The 13198-nt window shown below is 62.9% G+C and carries 16 protein-coding genes and 1 tRNA gene; 7 read left to right on the forward strand and 10 right to left on the reverse strand.

Translation table 11 applies throughout. The features are described from left to right. Window position 1: 1 nt before the first annotated feature. On the reverse strand, window positions 2–289 hold the full coding sequence (locus HY17_RS01230) for a hypothetical protein (protein WP_034761350.1): 288 nt from the start codon (window positions 287–289) through the stop codon (window positions 2–4). Between HY17_RS01230 and HY17_RS01235 the strand changes: the two genes are divergently transcribed. Beyond that, window positions 288–1220 carry a DMT family transporter gene (locus HY17_RS01235; RefSeq protein WP_034761353.1) on the forward strand — a complete coding sequence of 311 codons (933 nt, stop codon included), beginning with the start codon at window positions 288–290 and terminating at the stop codon, window positions 1218–1220. The genes HY17_RS01230 and HY17_RS01235 overlap by 2 nt on opposite strands. Window positions 1221–1295: 75 nt before the next feature. Further along, complete coding sequence (locus HY17_RS01240; RefSeq protein WP_034761356.1) at window positions 1296–2318, forward strand: aldehyde reductase; 1023 nt, start codon at window positions 1296–1298, stop codon at window positions 2316–2318. Here the strand turns inward: HY17_RS01240 and HY17_RS01245 are convergent. After that, window positions 2315–2833 (reverse strand): disulfide bond formation protein B, encoded by a 519-nt coding sequence (locus tag HY17_RS01245; RefSeq protein ID WP_034761360.1) that lies wholly within the window; start codon window positions 2831–2833, stop codon window positions 2315–2317. The genes HY17_RS01240 and HY17_RS01245 overlap by 4 nt on opposite strands. A 48-nt stretch (window positions 2834–2881) precedes the next feature. Continuing rightward, the gene (locus HY17_RS01250; protein WP_051599504.1) at window positions 2882–3523 is read right to left on the reverse strand and encodes an exopolysaccharide biosynthesis protein; all 642 of its coding nucleotides are present in this window, start codon (window positions 3521–3523) and stop codon (window positions 2882–2884) included. 86 nt (window positions 3524–3609) lie between these two features. On the opposite strand from HY17_RS01250, the gene HY17_RS01255 reads away from it, so the two are divergent. Next, a tRNA-Leu gene (locus HY17_RS01255) sits at window positions 3610–3696 on the forward strand. A 16-nt stretch (window positions 3697–3712) separates the two neighbouring features. Here the strand turns inward: HY17_RS01255 and HY17_RS01260 are convergent. Genes HY17_RS01260 through HY17_RS01275 form a run of 4 tightly spaced genes read right to left on the reverse strand, consistent with a single transcriptional unit; the run spans window position 3713 to window position 7053 of the window. Next, window positions 3713–4408, reverse strand: a complete 696-nt coding sequence (locus tag HY17_RS01260; RefSeq protein WP_034761364.1) for a DUF3299 domain-containing protein — start codon at window positions 4406–4408, stop codon at window positions 3713–3715. 55 nt (window positions 4409–4463) lie between these two features. Continuing rightward, entirely contained in the window at window positions 4464–5732 is a 1269-nt protein-coding gene (locus HY17_RS01265) for an ABC transporter permease (RefSeq protein WP_034761368.1), read from the reverse strand. After that, a complete protein-coding gene (locus HY17_RS01270; protein ID WP_034761373.1) occupies window positions 5729–6439 on the reverse strand; it encodes an ABC transporter ATP-binding protein in 711 nt (236 codons plus the stop codon). The genes HY17_RS01265 and HY17_RS01270 overlap by 4 nt, the downstream gene beginning before the upstream one ends. Next, window positions 6439–7053, reverse strand: coding sequence for a DUF2796 domain-containing protein (locus HY17_RS01275; RefSeq protein WP_034761378.1), 615 nt, complete (start codon window positions 7051–7053; stop codon window positions 6439–6441). Before HY17_RS01275 ends, HY17_RS01270 begins: the two co-directional genes overlap by 1 nt. Before the next feature lie 153 nt (window positions 7054–7206). On the opposite strand from HY17_RS01275, the gene HY17_RS01280 reads away from it, so the two are divergent. Both HY17_RS01280 and HY17_RS01285 read left to right on the forward strand, forming a co-directional pair. Continuing rightward, window positions 7207–7992 carry a ZIP family metal transporter gene (locus HY17_RS01280; RefSeq protein WP_051599505.1) on the forward strand — a complete coding sequence of 262 codons (786 nt, stop codon included), beginning with the start codon at window positions 7207–7209 and terminating at the stop codon, window positions 7990–7992. A gap of 140 nt (window positions 7993–8132) precedes the next feature. Continuing rightward, window positions 8133–8744 (forward strand): hypothetical protein, encoded by a 612-nt coding sequence (locus tag HY17_RS01285; protein WP_034761381.1) that lies wholly within the window; start codon window positions 8133–8135, stop codon window positions 8742–8744. On the opposite strand, the gene HY17_RS01290 is transcribed toward HY17_RS01285, so the two are convergent. Beyond that, complete coding sequence (locus tag HY17_RS01290) at window positions 8741–10027, reverse strand: polyhydroxyalkanoate depolymerase (protein ID WP_034761383.1); 1287 nt, start codon at window positions 10025–10027, stop codon at window positions 8741–8743. The two genes, HY17_RS01285 and HY17_RS01290, sit on opposite strands and share 4 nt — an antisense overlap. Before the next feature lie 196 nt (window positions 10028–10223). On the opposite strand from HY17_RS01290, the gene HY17_RS01295 reads away from it, so the two are divergent. Continuing rightward, a complete protein-coding gene (locus HY17_RS01295) occupies window positions 10224–10604 on the forward strand; it encodes a hypothetical protein (RefSeq protein WP_034761387.1) in 381 nt (126 codons plus the stop codon). A 20-nt stretch (window positions 10605–10624) separates the two neighbouring features. On the opposite strand, the gene HY17_RS01300 is transcribed toward HY17_RS01295, so the two are convergent. After that, window positions 10625–11047, reverse strand: coding sequence for a hypothetical protein (locus HY17_RS01300; protein ID WP_051599506.1), 423 nt, complete (start codon window positions 11045–11047; stop codon window positions 10625–10627). A gap of 48 nt (window positions 11048–11095) precedes the next feature. Continuing rightward, entirely contained in the window at window positions 11096–11695 is a 600-nt protein-coding gene (locus tag HY17_RS01305) for a TetR/AcrR family transcriptional regulator (RefSeq protein ID WP_051599507.1), read from the reverse strand. A gap of 56 nt (window positions 11696–11751) precedes the next feature. Between HY17_RS01305 and HY17_RS01310 the strand changes: the two genes are divergently transcribed. Continuing rightward, on the forward strand, window positions 11752–13191 hold the full coding sequence (locus HY17_RS01310) for a carotenoid oxygenase family protein (protein ID WP_034761390.1): 1440 nt from the start codon (window positions 11752–11754) through the stop codon (window positions 13189–13191). Window positions 13192–13198 lie beyond the last annotated feature (7 nt).

A 13198-nucleotide genomic window follows, 5' to 3' on the forward strand; every position in this document is an offset into this window, starting at 1 on the left:
CTCAGCGGCGGCGCCGGTCCGGGTCGAGGCCGGGCATGGCCTCGACAGCGGACAGCAATTCCTGCAGGGAGTCGGCTCGGATCACCCGGCGGCCTTTCTCGTCCGACAGGGCATAGCCCTCATCGGCCTTGAACAGCGGGAAGCGGCGCCAGTGGGCGCGGGTGCGGAAGATCCAGATCTGGTCGGGGGACTCGCCCGCAGCGGCCCATCCGGTCCACATATGATCCGGCGGCAGGCTGCGCCACAGGGCGTCGATCTCGTCGACTTCGGAAGGCGTAAAGGCGGTCATGGCAGTCAGTCCAGATCAATCAGGTCTCGCCGAGGTTAGTGCGGCTGAAGCGCCCCGCAACCTGGAAGGTGCACTCTGGATGACGGCTTCGGGCCTCGTCTTCACCGTGTTCCTGACCTTGTCCAAGGTTCAGTCGGCCGAATACGACCCCGGCTTCCTCGCCTTCTTCCGCTCATTCATTGCCTTGATCCTGACCCTACCGGTGATCATACAGCAGGGCTGGGGCATCATGCGTATCCACCAGCCGGGCATGGTGCTGCTGCGCAGCCTGTTCGGCACGATGGGCTTCATCTTCGGCTTCTACGCGGTCTCGGCCCAGTTCGGCCTGCCGCTGTCGGAGTTCAACGCGATCAGCTTTTCCCGCGCCATGTTCATTACGGTGTTGGCGGCGGGGCTGCTGAAGGAGACGGTTGGCTGGCACCGCTGGGGTGCGACGCTGGCAGGGTTCATCGGCGTCCTCATCATGACCCAGCCGCAGGCAGGCGTCAGTCTCGGCACATTGCTGGCGCTGGCGGCGGCCTTCTGCATGGCCGGGGCGATCACGCTGGTGAAGCTGCTCTCCCGTAATCATCGGCCGGTTACATTGCTGATCTGGGCGAATTTGCTCTCCTCGGCGATGTTGCTGCCCTTGGCTCTCTGGAAGATGCCCGAGGTGATGCCCTCCTGGCAGGATTGGGCCATGATCACACTGATGGGCGGCTGCGGTGTGGCCGGGCAGTATTTCTATATCCGCGGCATGGCGATCGGGGACGCCTCGTTCCTGTCGCCGATCGACTATTTGCGCCTGCCCATGGCCGCGACAGTGGACTGGCTGCTGTTCAAGGCCTTGCCGGGGCCGTGGACCTGGGTCGGTACGTTCATCATCATCGGTGCGACGGCTTATATTACCCTGCGGGAACGCCAGGTGCGCCGCGGCGCCAGAGGCGCCTGAAGGTCATTTTCGAAGTCTTCCCTTGTGAATAATGGCGAAATCGTTCATTGATCACGCCTGAAAAGGGAGACTCGCATGGCCAAAGTTCTTGTCACCGGTGCCACCGGCTTCATTGCCGGTCATGTCATCCACCAGTTGCTGGAAGCCGGACACGAAGTGAGGGGTACGGCCCGTTCCGTTTCGAGGGAAACACCCCTGAACACGATTTTGAGCGACTATGCCGGCAAGCCGGTCCATATCGAGATCGTCGAGGCAGACCTGACCAGCGATGTCGGCTGGGCGGAGGCCGTTGAGGGCATGGATTATGTCCAGCACCTCGCCTCACCCTTCCTGGCCGTGATGCCAAAAGACCATGAGGAGCTGATCCGGCCGGCTCGCGACGGCGCCCTGCGCGTGCTGAAGGCCTCCAAGGCGGCCGGTGTGAAGCGCGTGGTGATGACTTCGTCCATGGCGGCGATTGCCTATGGCTGGGGCGACGCCCGGCCCAATCCGTTGACCGAGGAACACTGGTCCAACCCCGACAATCTGAAAGACAATACGGCCTACACCCGCTCCAAGACGATCGCCGAGAAGGCCGCCTGGGACTTTATGGCCGGGGAGGGCGCCGGCATGGAGCTCTCGGTGATCAATCCCTCCGCCGTGCTCGGCCCGGCGATGAGCGCGGATGTTTCCACCTCGCTCCAGATCATTACCCAGCTGATGACGGGCAAGGCGCCGGCCTCGCCGCGGGTCGGCTTCTGTGTGGTCGATGTGCGTGATGTCGCCGATGCGCATGTGAAGGCGATGACGGTGCCGGAAGCCGCTGGCGAGCGCTTCCTGGCGTCCGGCCGCTTCATGTGGATGGGCGAAGTGGCCGACGTGCTGCGCGAGCAATTCCCGGACTACCGCAAGAAACTTCCGAAGGGCGAACTGCCAGACTGGCTGCTGAAGGCGCTGACGCTGGTGAACCCGCCCCTGAAGGCCGTTGTGCCGGAGCTTGGCCGGGAGCGGCATTGTTCGAACGAGAAGGCCCGCCGCATTCTGGGCTGGACGCCGCGGACCGAAGAAGAAGCGATCATCGAAAGCGCGCAGACGCTGATCGACCTGAACGTGATCTAGGCTTCGTTGCGGCCCCGGAAGGTCGCCCCGGCCGCGATAAAGCTGGCTGCGGCGAGGATCGCCGAGATCACGCCGTTCCACCCGGCCATGGACAGGCCCAGAACATAGAATGGCGCATCGGTGCAGGACGGCACGGTCATCGGCCGGTCCAGCGCGTCCATGTTCATGAGATCAATCGGGCCGCTGCCGGTACATCCGGCCGGGGGCGGGAAGATCTTCCACTCGACACCGGAATGATAGAAGGCGACGACGACGCCAACGCCGAAGACAAGCCCGATCAGCACGTTCAGTGCCACCAGGAAACGCCGGGTCGGCCGCAGTTTCCAGAGGGCGAGCCCTGTCAGGGTCATGGCGATGAGGGCCCAGTACACCTCCCGCTGGCGCAGGCAGAGCGGGCAGGGATACAGCTTGCCGAAAGTTTCGAAGGCGTGGGCCGCAGCAAGCATCAGGGCGGACACCACAACCGCGGCGACCGGCCATTTCCAGTCCTTGAGAAGACTTTGAAGGATGCTCATCGCCGGCACGCTAGCATGCTGCCCCGCCAGCAAAAGTGCGGCGCAGCGTCACGAGCTGAAATTTCCCAGGACCCACATCAGGGCGAAGTGAATGGCCGCCAGCGCTACCGGCAGGGCCAGAACGAGCAGCATCGACACCCAGAGGATCCCGAGAACGCAACCGATAATGACGAGGATGCCGTCCCGGTTGATCAGGCCGAAGGCAGCCAGCGCCACCGCAAATCCGGGAACCGTGTTGGTCATCGGCAGCGGCACCAGGATAGACGCGCAGAAGATGCAAAGCACGAAACCGAGCAGGCGTTCAGAGCGCGGACCTGTAATTTTGGCGAAGCGGGGTTTGGAGAAAGTCTCGATCCAGCCCAGCCATTTGCGGCCGCCCTGGGCCATGGCGGTCAGGCCTTTGCGGTCGATCTTCCGATTTCCAAGGGCATCCGGCAGCCAGGGCTGCTCATGGCCGAGGGCCATTTGTGCCGCCAGCGCCATCATCGGCAGCGAGACGATTTGCGGCACGCCATAGAGGAAGGGAATGCAGCAAGGCAGGGCCAGCAGGAACAGGCCCGCGCCGAACGCGCTTTCATCCAGACGGTCGAAGATTTCCCGCAGCGTATACCCGTCTTCCGGTGCGCCGGCGGCCATGGCCTCGACGATTTGAAGCAGGGTTTTTTCGGTTCCGGCGTCGGTGACACTCATGTGCGCTCAGTACGTCCTGTTAATATGCCGCCCGGGGTAGATTGACGGGCAGGCCCGGCTCGGGCAGGAGAGCCTTCCCGATAAGGGCCTCTGTGGCGGAATTGGTAGACGCGGCGGATTCAAAATCCGCTTCTGGCAACAGAGTGCCGGTTCGAGTCCGGCCAGAGGTACCAGCCCTGTATCGCGCCATCAGTATTCGTATTTCTCCACCCGGGTCAGATCGATGATGTAGGCAGCGTCCGCGAGGTCGCTTTCCTGCTTCTGTGCATGAAGCGTGCCTTCGATCCAGACGGCCTGTGGCAAGTCCTTCAGAAGGATCGGATCTTCGGTACGCACGAATATGGTCTGGTTCGGCGGCGGCGGCGGCGCGTGGATGCATGCGCCGAAATAGGGCACCAGCAGGAATTCGCGGATCTCGGCCTTGGCATCGTATGAGAATGGCACGGTGTAGCCCGGCATGCGGATCTTCTTGCCGTCATAGGTGTCGACCGTGTTGAACGAACCGATCTGCGTGGCCGTATCGGCGGCGGAGCCTTCCTGAATGGAATAGAGCGTTGCCATCTGGGCTGCGTACATTTTCTGCAGGCGCTCTTCCTCGCCTTCCGGCATCAGGTCTTCCCAGCCGATCTCGGTGACGCCGCGGGCCTTGATTTCTTCCTGCTCCTTCAGGGCTGCAGCCGCAGCTGCGGCAACAGAAGAGTCCTTTGCGGCCTGTTCGGCTTCGCTCTCGCCGATCTTGTCACCAACCTGCGGGCCTGCTGGCTCAGCCGTGCTGACGTTCACTTCGGCAGGCGTTTCCGCGTCGGCGGGGGGCGCAGTGGCCTGGCCACAGGCGGGCGACAGGCTGATCAGAACGAGGGCGGGGAGGAGGAGAGAACGCTTCATGACTGTTTTCTTAGGCTTTCAGGGAGGGATGTGCCAGACGGGTTTGACAACCTTGCTACAACTTCACGGACAGGCCGTCAGCGAGGGATCTGCGGAAAGCGGCCCAGGCCGGAATGGCCCCGGCCAGCAGGGAGGCGCCAGTGACGGCCAGCAATGTCAGAAGGTCTGTCATGCCGGGTCCTGTGCCGCCGAGGGAAATGCCATAGCGCTGCATCACGATCGGCCCGGCTATCAGGATCAGGCCGTGCACGATCACAATGCCGAGCAGGGCGCCGAGGAAACCGATCAGTCCGGCTTCCAGTGTCAGCAGACCGAAGATATGTCCCGGGCGGGCGCCGACGGCCCGCAGGATGGACATTTCACGCCGCCGCTCGTTCAGGCTGGTCAGGATCGATGTCAGGATCGAGACGACACCGACGGCGATCACGAAAATAGAAACCGCCAGCAGGGCGCGCTCAGCCATGGCGGTGACGCTCCACAGCTCGGCCAGGGCCTCACCGGGAATGATCGCCATCAGCGGTTCGCCCTTGTTGGTATTGATCTCGCGGCGCGTGCGCAGGATCGTGCCCTTGCGCTTCAGACCGGCATAGACGGCGGTGATCGTCTTGGGCGTCAGATTGAAGCTGCGGATCATGTCTTCGGTGATCGAGTCCGCCATCGGATTCTTGGCGCCGGTTTCCCAGCCGACGTGAATGGCCGTGATGGCTTCAAGGGAGACTATCACGGTGCGGTCGACCGGCGTGCCTGTCGGCGCGAGGATACCAACCACGCGGAAGGGCCGGTTCTCGTGGCCCGAGCCGAAGTCTGCCTTGCCGAGCCCATGCGAGAGAACCAGCGGGCTGCCGATGTCATAGCCAAGTTCGCGGGCGACGTCGGCGCCGATCACGGCATCGAACAGGTCATCCATCTCGACGCCTTTGGCGAAGCGGAGCGGCTGGCCGCGGCCATATTGGTAGTGCTCGAAATAGGCATGGTTCGTGCCCATCACGCGGAAGCCGCGATGGCTGTCGCCCAGAGAGATCGGCACGGTCCACGCAATGTCATCTCGCGCGGCCAGTTCCTGATAGGTCGGCCAAGAGATCTCCGCCGTCGCATTGCCCATCCGGAAGACCGAATAGAGCAGAAGGTTCACACTGCCCGTCGGGGCGCCGATAATCAGATCCGTACCGGAGATCGTGTGGCCGAAGCCTTCGCGCGCGCCGGTGCGGGCCTTATCGACGCCGAGGAACAGAGCGACCGACAGGGCGACGGCCAGCAGGGTCAGCAGAACCGAGGCGCGCCGGTTCAGCAGGCTTTTCCAGGCAAGGGCAAACAGGGCCTTCATGCGCTCACCCCCGCCTTGTTGATTTCGGAGAGGTCGACCGCCCGGTCGAACAGGCGGGCGAGGCTTGCATCGTGGCTGACGAACAGGAGCGCGGCACCGGTGCGCCCGGCCTCTTCGCTAAGGAGTTCGATAAATTTGTCTCGGGCATCGGCGTCGAGGGCGGAGGTCGGCTCATCGGCGATCACAATGTCCGGCCCGCCCATCAGGGCACGAGCGGCGGCGACGCGCTGCTGCTGGCCAACGGAGAGGTCAGAGACGCGCCGGTCGAGCAGGGTTTCATCCGTCAGGCCCAGCCGGCCAAGCAGGCGGCGGGCTTCGCCTTCGGTGTCCTTGCCGACCTTTGCGCGGCGGGCAGGGGAGAAGTGCAGCGGCAGCGTGACGTTCCCGGTGACAGACAGGTAGGGCACCAGATTGAACATCTGGAAGATGACGCCCAGATGATCGGCCCGCACGCGGTCACGTTTCGCCGCGCTGAGCATCGCCATGTCATTGCCCAGCACATTGATTGTGCCGGTTTCCGGGCTCAGCACACCGGCGATCAGGCCCAGCAGGGTCGACTTTCCGGACCCGGATGGTCCGCGCAGGAACAGTTTTTCGCCCCGGCCAAGGGTGAAGCTCTCGATATCCAGGACGGGCGGATGCCCCGGCCAGGCAAAACGAAGGCTGTCTACCCGGATGGCATCCGTGCCGGGGGTCTCAGGCTGCATCAGTCGAAATCGATCTCTGTGTCGCTTGGGGTGAGTTCCTTGGCGACCTGCTGGCCTTCAGGGCCGAGATAGATCGCGTCGATATGTTCAAACGCCGGGTAGAGCTCGAAGACATGCACAAGCATGCCCTCCACCCGGTCGATCTTCCTGCAGCGCCAGACGACCGACACGGTCATCGCGCCATGGGCGCCGTCGGTGCGGCCAGTGATGGAGCGTTCCGTTTCTTCGCAGACCGTCGGTCCGATCGGCTCAACGATGCCTTCGGCGTATCTCTCGGCTTTGGCGCCTTCCGGCACTTTCGCTTCGGAGAGGCCGAAATTGGCGAGCGGGGCATCGAGACTGACCGTCAGGAAGTCATCCTCCCGCGTAATCGCGAGCTCTCCGCCGCCATGTACATGCGCTTCGCCGGCATGGCCTTCTTCGTGGTCATGGACCTCTTCGATTGATTCGACGGCGGCTGGCGCAGCGAGGCTTGTCGCGTCATCTGCCGGTGCCGCCTCAGGGGCTGGTGCGGGCGGCGGCTCATAAGGCGCGCCGGCCGGACTACACGCAGCAAGTCCCAGCAAGGTGGCGGCGGACAAGGCCGCAACCGGCCAGAAACGGATTGAAATCATTGTGGGCCTCCGGTGCGCCACACAGTGGATTAGTGCAGAAAGGTCAATATTTTTTGTCGCGAACCCGATTGTGATACTATATCACATTTAATCAAGGCGGGGCTTGCAGAAGTCCTTCTGCCATTTTCACGAACGCCGCCGGTTTACGCACACATGCTCGAATCCCTCCAGGCCCCTTTGCTGTTCGGCTTGACCGCCGCCTTTATCACGACGCTCGGCCTGATCACCGTGTCGGTGCGCGGGGACTGGAGTGCGCGCTATTCCGGCCTGTTCGCGCTGGCTGCAGGGGGCATGCTGGTCAGCCTGACCCTGCTGCACATTGCGCCGGAAGCTTTTGAGCTCAGCACCCATACGCCGGTCTTCCTGATGGTCGGTTTCTTTGGTGGTCTCGTTCTGCATTTCGGGATCGGCGCGGCGTTTCCCGAACACTCCGACCGGGGGCGGGCCGCAGCCATCACGCCGTTGGCGGCTGTGGCAATCCACTCCCTGCTGGATGGCATGATCTACTCGGTCACCTTCGCCGCGAGTTTCTCCTCGGGCGTTTATGCCGCGGCCTCTCTGATGCTGCACGAGTTTCCGGAAGGCGTGATCGCCTTCGCGATTCTGCGCCGCCACAGCTTCTCGAACCGTGAAGCGTTTATCTGGGCGTTCATCGCCTCTGCGGCGACGACCCCGCTGGGCGTCATCGTCGCAACGCCGTTCATGTATGGCCTGACGCCTGACATTGTCGGCAGCCTGTTCGCGGTCTCCGCCGGCCTCCTGCTCTATGTGGCCACCGGGCCGCTGATGGAGCCGCTGGAGGAAGAGCCGCCCCTGCGCAGCCTGATCGCGCTGAGTGCCGGTGTGGGACTGGCCATCCTGATGGCGCTCATGCCGCTGCACCCGCATGAGGACGAGGGCGGCCACATCGTCCCGGCGCCGCACGAAATCGACCACTAAGGACGCTGCCCGGCATGCCCTTTGCAGCCTCTCCCCGGCAAGGCGGGAGAGGTTGAAAACGTATGCATTCCGGAGGGAAGGGCCCTGTTTACGAAATCAGCGGAGAAACAGGTTTTCGGACAACCGGAGACCGCCGCCCCATGCTGACCCTGTCCATTCTGGCGAAGATGTCATCGGCCGCGATCGCCGCCGGCATTACTGCCTGTCTCACCTATGGCCAGTACAATGTCGCGAGCGGCCCGAACGGGTCCGGCCTGATGCCGCCGGCGAGTGTGCTGCATTCGAATGCGCGGCCGGAGGCAGTGCTCGATCCGCTGGCCGAAATGGCGGACGCCTTCGCCACCTTGAAGCAGGAGCGGGCCAAGGCAGACCGGAACCGCGCCATGGTCGACTGGCTGACCAGCCTGCAAACCCGCTTCACGGTACAGCGGCTCGAAACGGGCCTGGTCTACAAGGTCCGCTACGCGCCTGCTGGCAATGCCGGTGCGGTGCTCGAAGATCTTGTGGCCGTGCCCTATGGAACCGAATTGCCCTTCGCGGTCAGCCTGCATGCCGCTGAAGATGGCGCCGTCCGGATCGAGGGCCTGTCCTGCAGGGGGCAGGAAAATCTGGGCCGGGTCGATGCGGCGGCCGGAGACGAAGCCGCGCAAGCCGCTGCCATGGCAGAAGCCGAAGCTTACCTTCGCACGCCGGATCCTGCTGATCCGGGCCTGCCTGCGGATTGCCTGACGGTACGTCTGAAACGCAGCTAGTGACGGTCCAGCGCGGCCTCGTCCAGCTCGCGCTGGGTGAAGCGGCGGGTGAACTCGGTTACGCGCGGGGCGATCTCGGTCCGGAAACGATTGCCGTTGAATACGCCGTAATGACCAACGCCCGGCTGGATATAGTCCAGCTGCATCTCCTTCGGCAGGCTCGTGCACAAATCATGCGCGGCCTGCGTCTGGCCGATACCGGAAATGTCGTCCTTCTCGCCTTCCACCGTCATCAGCGCCACGTCGTGGATCTTTTCCGGACGGATCTGGCGCGTGTAGCGGTATTTCATGATACCGCGCGGCAGATGGTGTTCCTGGAACACGCGCAAGATGGTCTGCAGGTAGAATTCTTCGGTCAGGTCGAGGACCGACAGGTATTCGTCGTAAAATTCTCGGTGCTTGCCGGCATTGTCACCATCGCCTTCAACGAGGTGGTTGAAGAAGCGCCACTGCGCATCGACGTGCCGGCCCCAGTTCATGTTCATGAAGGAGGCAAGCTGGACAAAGCCGGGATAGACGCGCCGGAATGCCCCAGGATAGGGGCCCGGCACCGTGTGGATCATGTTCTCCTCGAACCAGCTGAAGTCGCGTTCCTCGGCCAGTTCGTTCGGCACGGTCGGGCTTCGGCGGGTGTCGATGGGCGAGCCCATGAAGGTCATTGAAGCCGGGCGGTTCGGATCATCATCCTCGGCCATCATCGAGATCGCCGCCAGGACCGGCGGGCCGGGCTGGCAGACGCCCAGCACGTGCGCACCCGGGCCGATATGGGTGATCATCTTGCGGACATGGTCCATGTAATCGTCGAGATCGAACCGGCCGAGCCAGACCGGCGCCATGCGCGCATCGGCCCAGTCGGTGATGTAGACATCATGGGTCGGCAGGAAACCTTCCACCGTTCCGCGCAGCAGGGTGGCATAGTGGCCCGACAGCGGCGCCACGATCAGCATGCGCGGCAAGGGCGCAGCGCCGGGTTTGCGGGCGAAGGCCAGCGCGTCCGGATCCTTGCGGAAATGCACCAGATTGCACCAAGGCGATTTCCACGCGACCGTTGGGGTCACGCCCACCGGGGCACTGTTGATCTTGACCGATTCGATACCCCATTCGGGCTTTCCATAATAGCGGGTGGCGCTTTCGAACACGTCGGCAAACGCGATCAGCGCCTTGCCGTAATCTGTGTTCGCGATGGGATTCATCGAGGAGTGCAGTGCCATACGGCCTGCACGCGCGGCCAGACGCATCGGCGCCATTGCGGCACGGTTCAGTTCGACAAGGGAGTACAGCATCGCCTTACCAACCTTTCATGTTGCGCTGCAGCATATGGCCGCAATCCGGATGTGGCAAATGGATTCGCCAGCCAGGCGCCTTACCGGCAGGTTAACGCAGTCGATTGAATTTGCCTGAAACTTTCAATTTCGTGCCCGTCTCGGGTTAAGGAGCAGCTGCTAGTTTTTAGGCCTTAACCGCCGGAGAGGCTGACCCATGTTCCTTAAATGCGAACCCAATCCGCATCAGGGCGGGCGTATGACCCGGGCGGTGTTGTTCCATCATGCCGACCAGCGCTTCGCGATCGATGCTGAGGCCTTGCACAAGAAGCCGGACCTGCTGAACGAGTTCGGCCCGCATAACAGCCTGCGTTTCCGCACGCTGGATGCCATCGCTTACGGGCTTTGCTTCGTTGGTGGGGTTGGCACGATCACCGTGGCCTGGTGGATGTTCTTCGTCGGGCTTGCGGCCTGCGTGCTGATGCTGGCGGCGAACCGGAAATCCGCCGGTGAAGCGGCGCGCAATGCGGCCCGGCGTTCGACGGATAATTTCCGCCGCCTGCATGAGCTTGGCTGTATGTGGCTGGTCTACGAATAGGCCCTGAAAACAGTCAGGGCTCAGATCCCGACCATTCCAAGGATCGCGGCGATGATCGCGACCAGCATGAAAATCAGTGACAGGCTGACCGAGACGGCTCGCTGGCCCTTGCGGCTGGTGCGCGATCCATGCGGGGCCTTGCCGGTTTTCGGGGCCAGCATCCAGCGATTTGAATAGAAGCCGAAGGCCGCGAGCAGGGCGGTCACGCCGGCGGCCCAATGGGTTGCCAGCAGGAAACAGGCCCCGGCTGCCAGCATCATGCCGGCGATGGGGGTGGAGGTGGCGTGCAGCAATTCCCGCACGTGCCGGTCGGCCCGGCTGCCATCCAGTTCCTCAAAACTGCAATTCGGCGCCGCAATGGCCGCCACCCATGACGAGCCGATCGCCAGGGCAGAGAAGATAAGACCGAGATTGGACGCGAGCGCAGCAAGGTTCTGAAACATCACCGGAATATGCGCCGGATTCGCGGATCAGCCTAGAGCCTGATCCGTTTAGAGAAAGCTCGCAACGATCACCTGATCGACCAGCGCTTCGTCCCGCGGGACCTGTCCGTCCAGCATTAGCATGGCCAGGCCATGCACCATGGACCAGGCCTGCAGGCGCTTGATCTTCCGGTCTTCCTTCGAGGCCTCGGCCGGCATCAGACCGCTTAACGTGTCAGACAGCATGCCGAAGGGTTTGTCGGTGGCGCAGGGCGTCTCGTTGCGGTCACCTTCCGGCGGGCGCTGCGTCATCATCAGACGGAAAACCGATGGATTGCGCAGGGCAAACTTCACATAGGCCCGGCCCATGGCGCGGAACGCCGCCCGCTGATCCTCAGCGCCGTCCATCGCTTCCCGGAACGCTTCGGCCAGGCGCTCGCCGCCGACGCTGCAAAGCGCGTTCAGGAGCGCGGCCTTGTCCGGGAAGTGCCGGTAGACTGCCGTCGCCGATACGCCGACATTGCGGGCGATCTCACGCAGGCTGACGGCATCCGGGGCCTTCACGTCGAGCTGAGCGAGGCCTTCCTCGATGAGGGCCGAGCGCAGGTCGCCATGATGGTATCGCCCGTCGCGCGACTTCATGTTGACAGTGTTATCATCCGATGTCATGTTAGCACTGTAAACATAGTTTCTCTTTCCCGCAACGCGACACGGAGTCACTGATCATGCCCAGCCCTGTAGAATCTGCCATTCGAGGCGTCGTCACCAAAGGTGTCGTGGCCATCGCCGACTTCAATCGCGAACGCAAGAAGTCAAAAGGCCCCAACCCTTTCCTGGAAGGCCTGCATACGCCGGTTACGGAAGAAGTGACCGATACGGCGCTGAAGGTGACGGGTGAAATTCCCGCAGCGCTGAACGGGCTCTATGTTCGCAACGGGCCAAACCCGCTGGCCAAGGTGAACGCCGCGACGCATCACTGGTTCATTGGCGATGCCATGATCCACGGCATCCGCCTGCAGGATGGCAAGGCCCTTTGGTACCGCAACCGCTGGGTCCGCTCCAATGCGGTCAGCGATGCGCTGGGGGAGCCGCGTGCCCCTGGCCCGCGCCATCCGCGTACGGATGTCGCCAATACCAACATTGTCGGCCATGCTGGCAAGCTGTGGGCAATTGTCGAAGCGGGCGGCTATCCGGTCGAGATGGCGGACGACCTGACGACGGTCGCGCATTCCGATTTCGACGGCACGCTGGGCGAATCCTATTCCGCCCACCCGCACGTCGACCCGGACACCGGCGAGATGCATGCGATCTGCTATGAGGCGCAGCACCCGGATACGATCTGGCACACCGTGGTCGATACGAGCGGCCATGTCCGCCGCAATGAGCCCATCGCCGTCAAGAACGGCCCGATGATCCATGACTGCCAGATCACGCCAAACTATGTGATCGTGATGGACCTGCCGGTAACCTTCTCCATGTCGGCCCTGATGGGCGGAGCGAGCTTCCCCTTCCGCTGGAACCCGAAACACAAGGCCCGCATCGGCCTGTTGCCGCGCGAGAGCAGGGGGGAGGACATCATCTGGTGTGACGTCGATCCCTGCTACATTTTTCATCCCGCAAACGCTTACGAAACCGAAGACGGCAAAGTGGTCATGGATGCCTGCGTCTATGAAACCATGTTTGATACGGACGGACACGGGCCTGACTCGCCAACGGCGAAGTTCGAATCCCTGACCATGGATCCGGTCGCGAAGACGGTGACCCGTGAGGTGGTCGACCCGTCGCCGCAGGAATTCCCGCGTTATGATGAACGCCTGACGGGCAAGCCCTATCGCTATGTTTATGCCGTGGCCTTGCCGGATCAGGCAGATGACGGCTTTGTCGGCGCGACCTGTCTGTTCAAGCATGATCTTGGTACAGGCAAACGTGACGTCCATGATTTCGGCCCGGGCCGGGTGCCGGCGGAATTCGTGTTCGTGCCAGCGCATGAAAACGCTGGTGAAGACGAGGGTTGGGTGATCGGCTATGTCAGCAATGTCGAGTCCGGCACGTCAGACTTCGTGGTGCTGGATGCGGCGAACTTCACCGCGCCGCCGGTGGCAGAAGTGCACATACCTTACCGCATCCCGCCCGGCTTCCACGGCAATTTCGTTCCGCAGGCTTGAGGGGCCT

Source organism: Hyphomonas sp. CY54-11-8 (assembly GCF_000682735.1).
Classification (GTDB): Bacteria; Pseudomonadota; Alphaproteobacteria; order Caulobacterales; family Hyphomonadaceae; genus Hyphomonas.

Excerpts from the sequence above, each read along its gene's own strand:
- HY17_RS01275 (WP_034761378.1), bottom strand. The coding sequence starts at position 7,053 with ATGATTTCAATCCGTTTCTGGCCGGTTGCGGCCTTGTCCGCCGCCACC.
- HY17_RS01265 (WP_034761368.1), bottom strand. The coding sequence starts at position 5,732 with ATGAAGGCCCTGTTTGCCCTTGCCTGGAAAAGCCTGCTGAACCGGCGC.
- HY17_RS01310 (WP_034761390.1), top strand. The coding sequence starts at position 11,752 with ATGCCCAGCCCTGTAGAATCTGCCATTCGAGGCGTCGTCACCAAAGGT.
- HY17_RS01250 (WP_051599504.1), bottom strand. The coding sequence starts at position 3,523 with ATGAGTGTCACCGACGCCGGAACCGAAAAAACCCTGCTTCAAATCGTC.
- HY17_RS01280 (WP_051599505.1), top strand. The coding sequence starts at position 7,207 with ATGCTCGAATCCCTCCAGGCCCCTTTGCTGTTCGGCTTGACCGCCGCC.
- HY17_RS01235 (WP_034761353.1), top strand. The coding sequence starts at position 288 with ATGGCAGTCAGTCCAGATCAATCAGGTCTCGCCGAGGTTAGTGCGGCT.
- HY17_RS01270 (WP_034761373.1), bottom strand. The coding sequence starts at position 6,439 with ATGCAGCCTGAGACCCCCGGCACGGATGCCATCCGGGTAGACAGCCTT.
- HY17_RS01240 (WP_034761356.1), top strand. The coding sequence starts at position 1,296 with ATGGCCAAAGTTCTTGTCACCGGTGCCACCGGCTTCATTGCCGGTCAT.
- HY17_RS01230 (WP_034761350.1), bottom strand. The coding sequence starts at position 289 with ATGACCGCCTTTACGCCTTCCGAAGTCGACGAGATCGACGCCCTGTGG.
- HY17_RS01300 (WP_051599506.1), bottom strand. The coding sequence starts at position 11,047 with ATGTTTCAGAACCTTGCTGCGCTCGCGTCCAATCTCGGTCTTATCTTC.
- HY17_RS01305 (WP_051599507.1), bottom strand. The coding sequence starts at position 11,695 with ATGACATCGGATGATAACACTGTCAACATGAAGTCGCGCGACGGGCGA.
- HY17_RS01260 (WP_034761364.1), bottom strand. The coding sequence starts at position 4,408 with ATGAAGCGTTCTCTCCTCCTCCCCGCCCTCGTTCTGATCAGCCTGTCG.
- HY17_RS01295 (WP_034761387.1), top strand. The coding sequence starts at position 10,224 with ATGTTCCTTAAATGCGAACCCAATCCGCATCAGGGCGGGCGTATGACC.
- HY17_RS01285 (WP_034761381.1), top strand. The coding sequence starts at position 8,133 with ATGCTGACCCTGTCCATTCTGGCGAAGATGTCATCGGCCGCGATCGCC.
- HY17_RS01245 (WP_034761360.1), bottom strand. The coding sequence starts at position 2,833 with ATGAGCATCCTTCAAAGTCTTCTCAAGGACTGGAAATGGCCGGTCGCC.
- HY17_RS01290 (WP_034761383.1), bottom strand. The coding sequence starts at position 10,027 with ATGCTGTACTCCCTTGTCGAACTGAACCGTGCCGCAATGGCGCCGATG.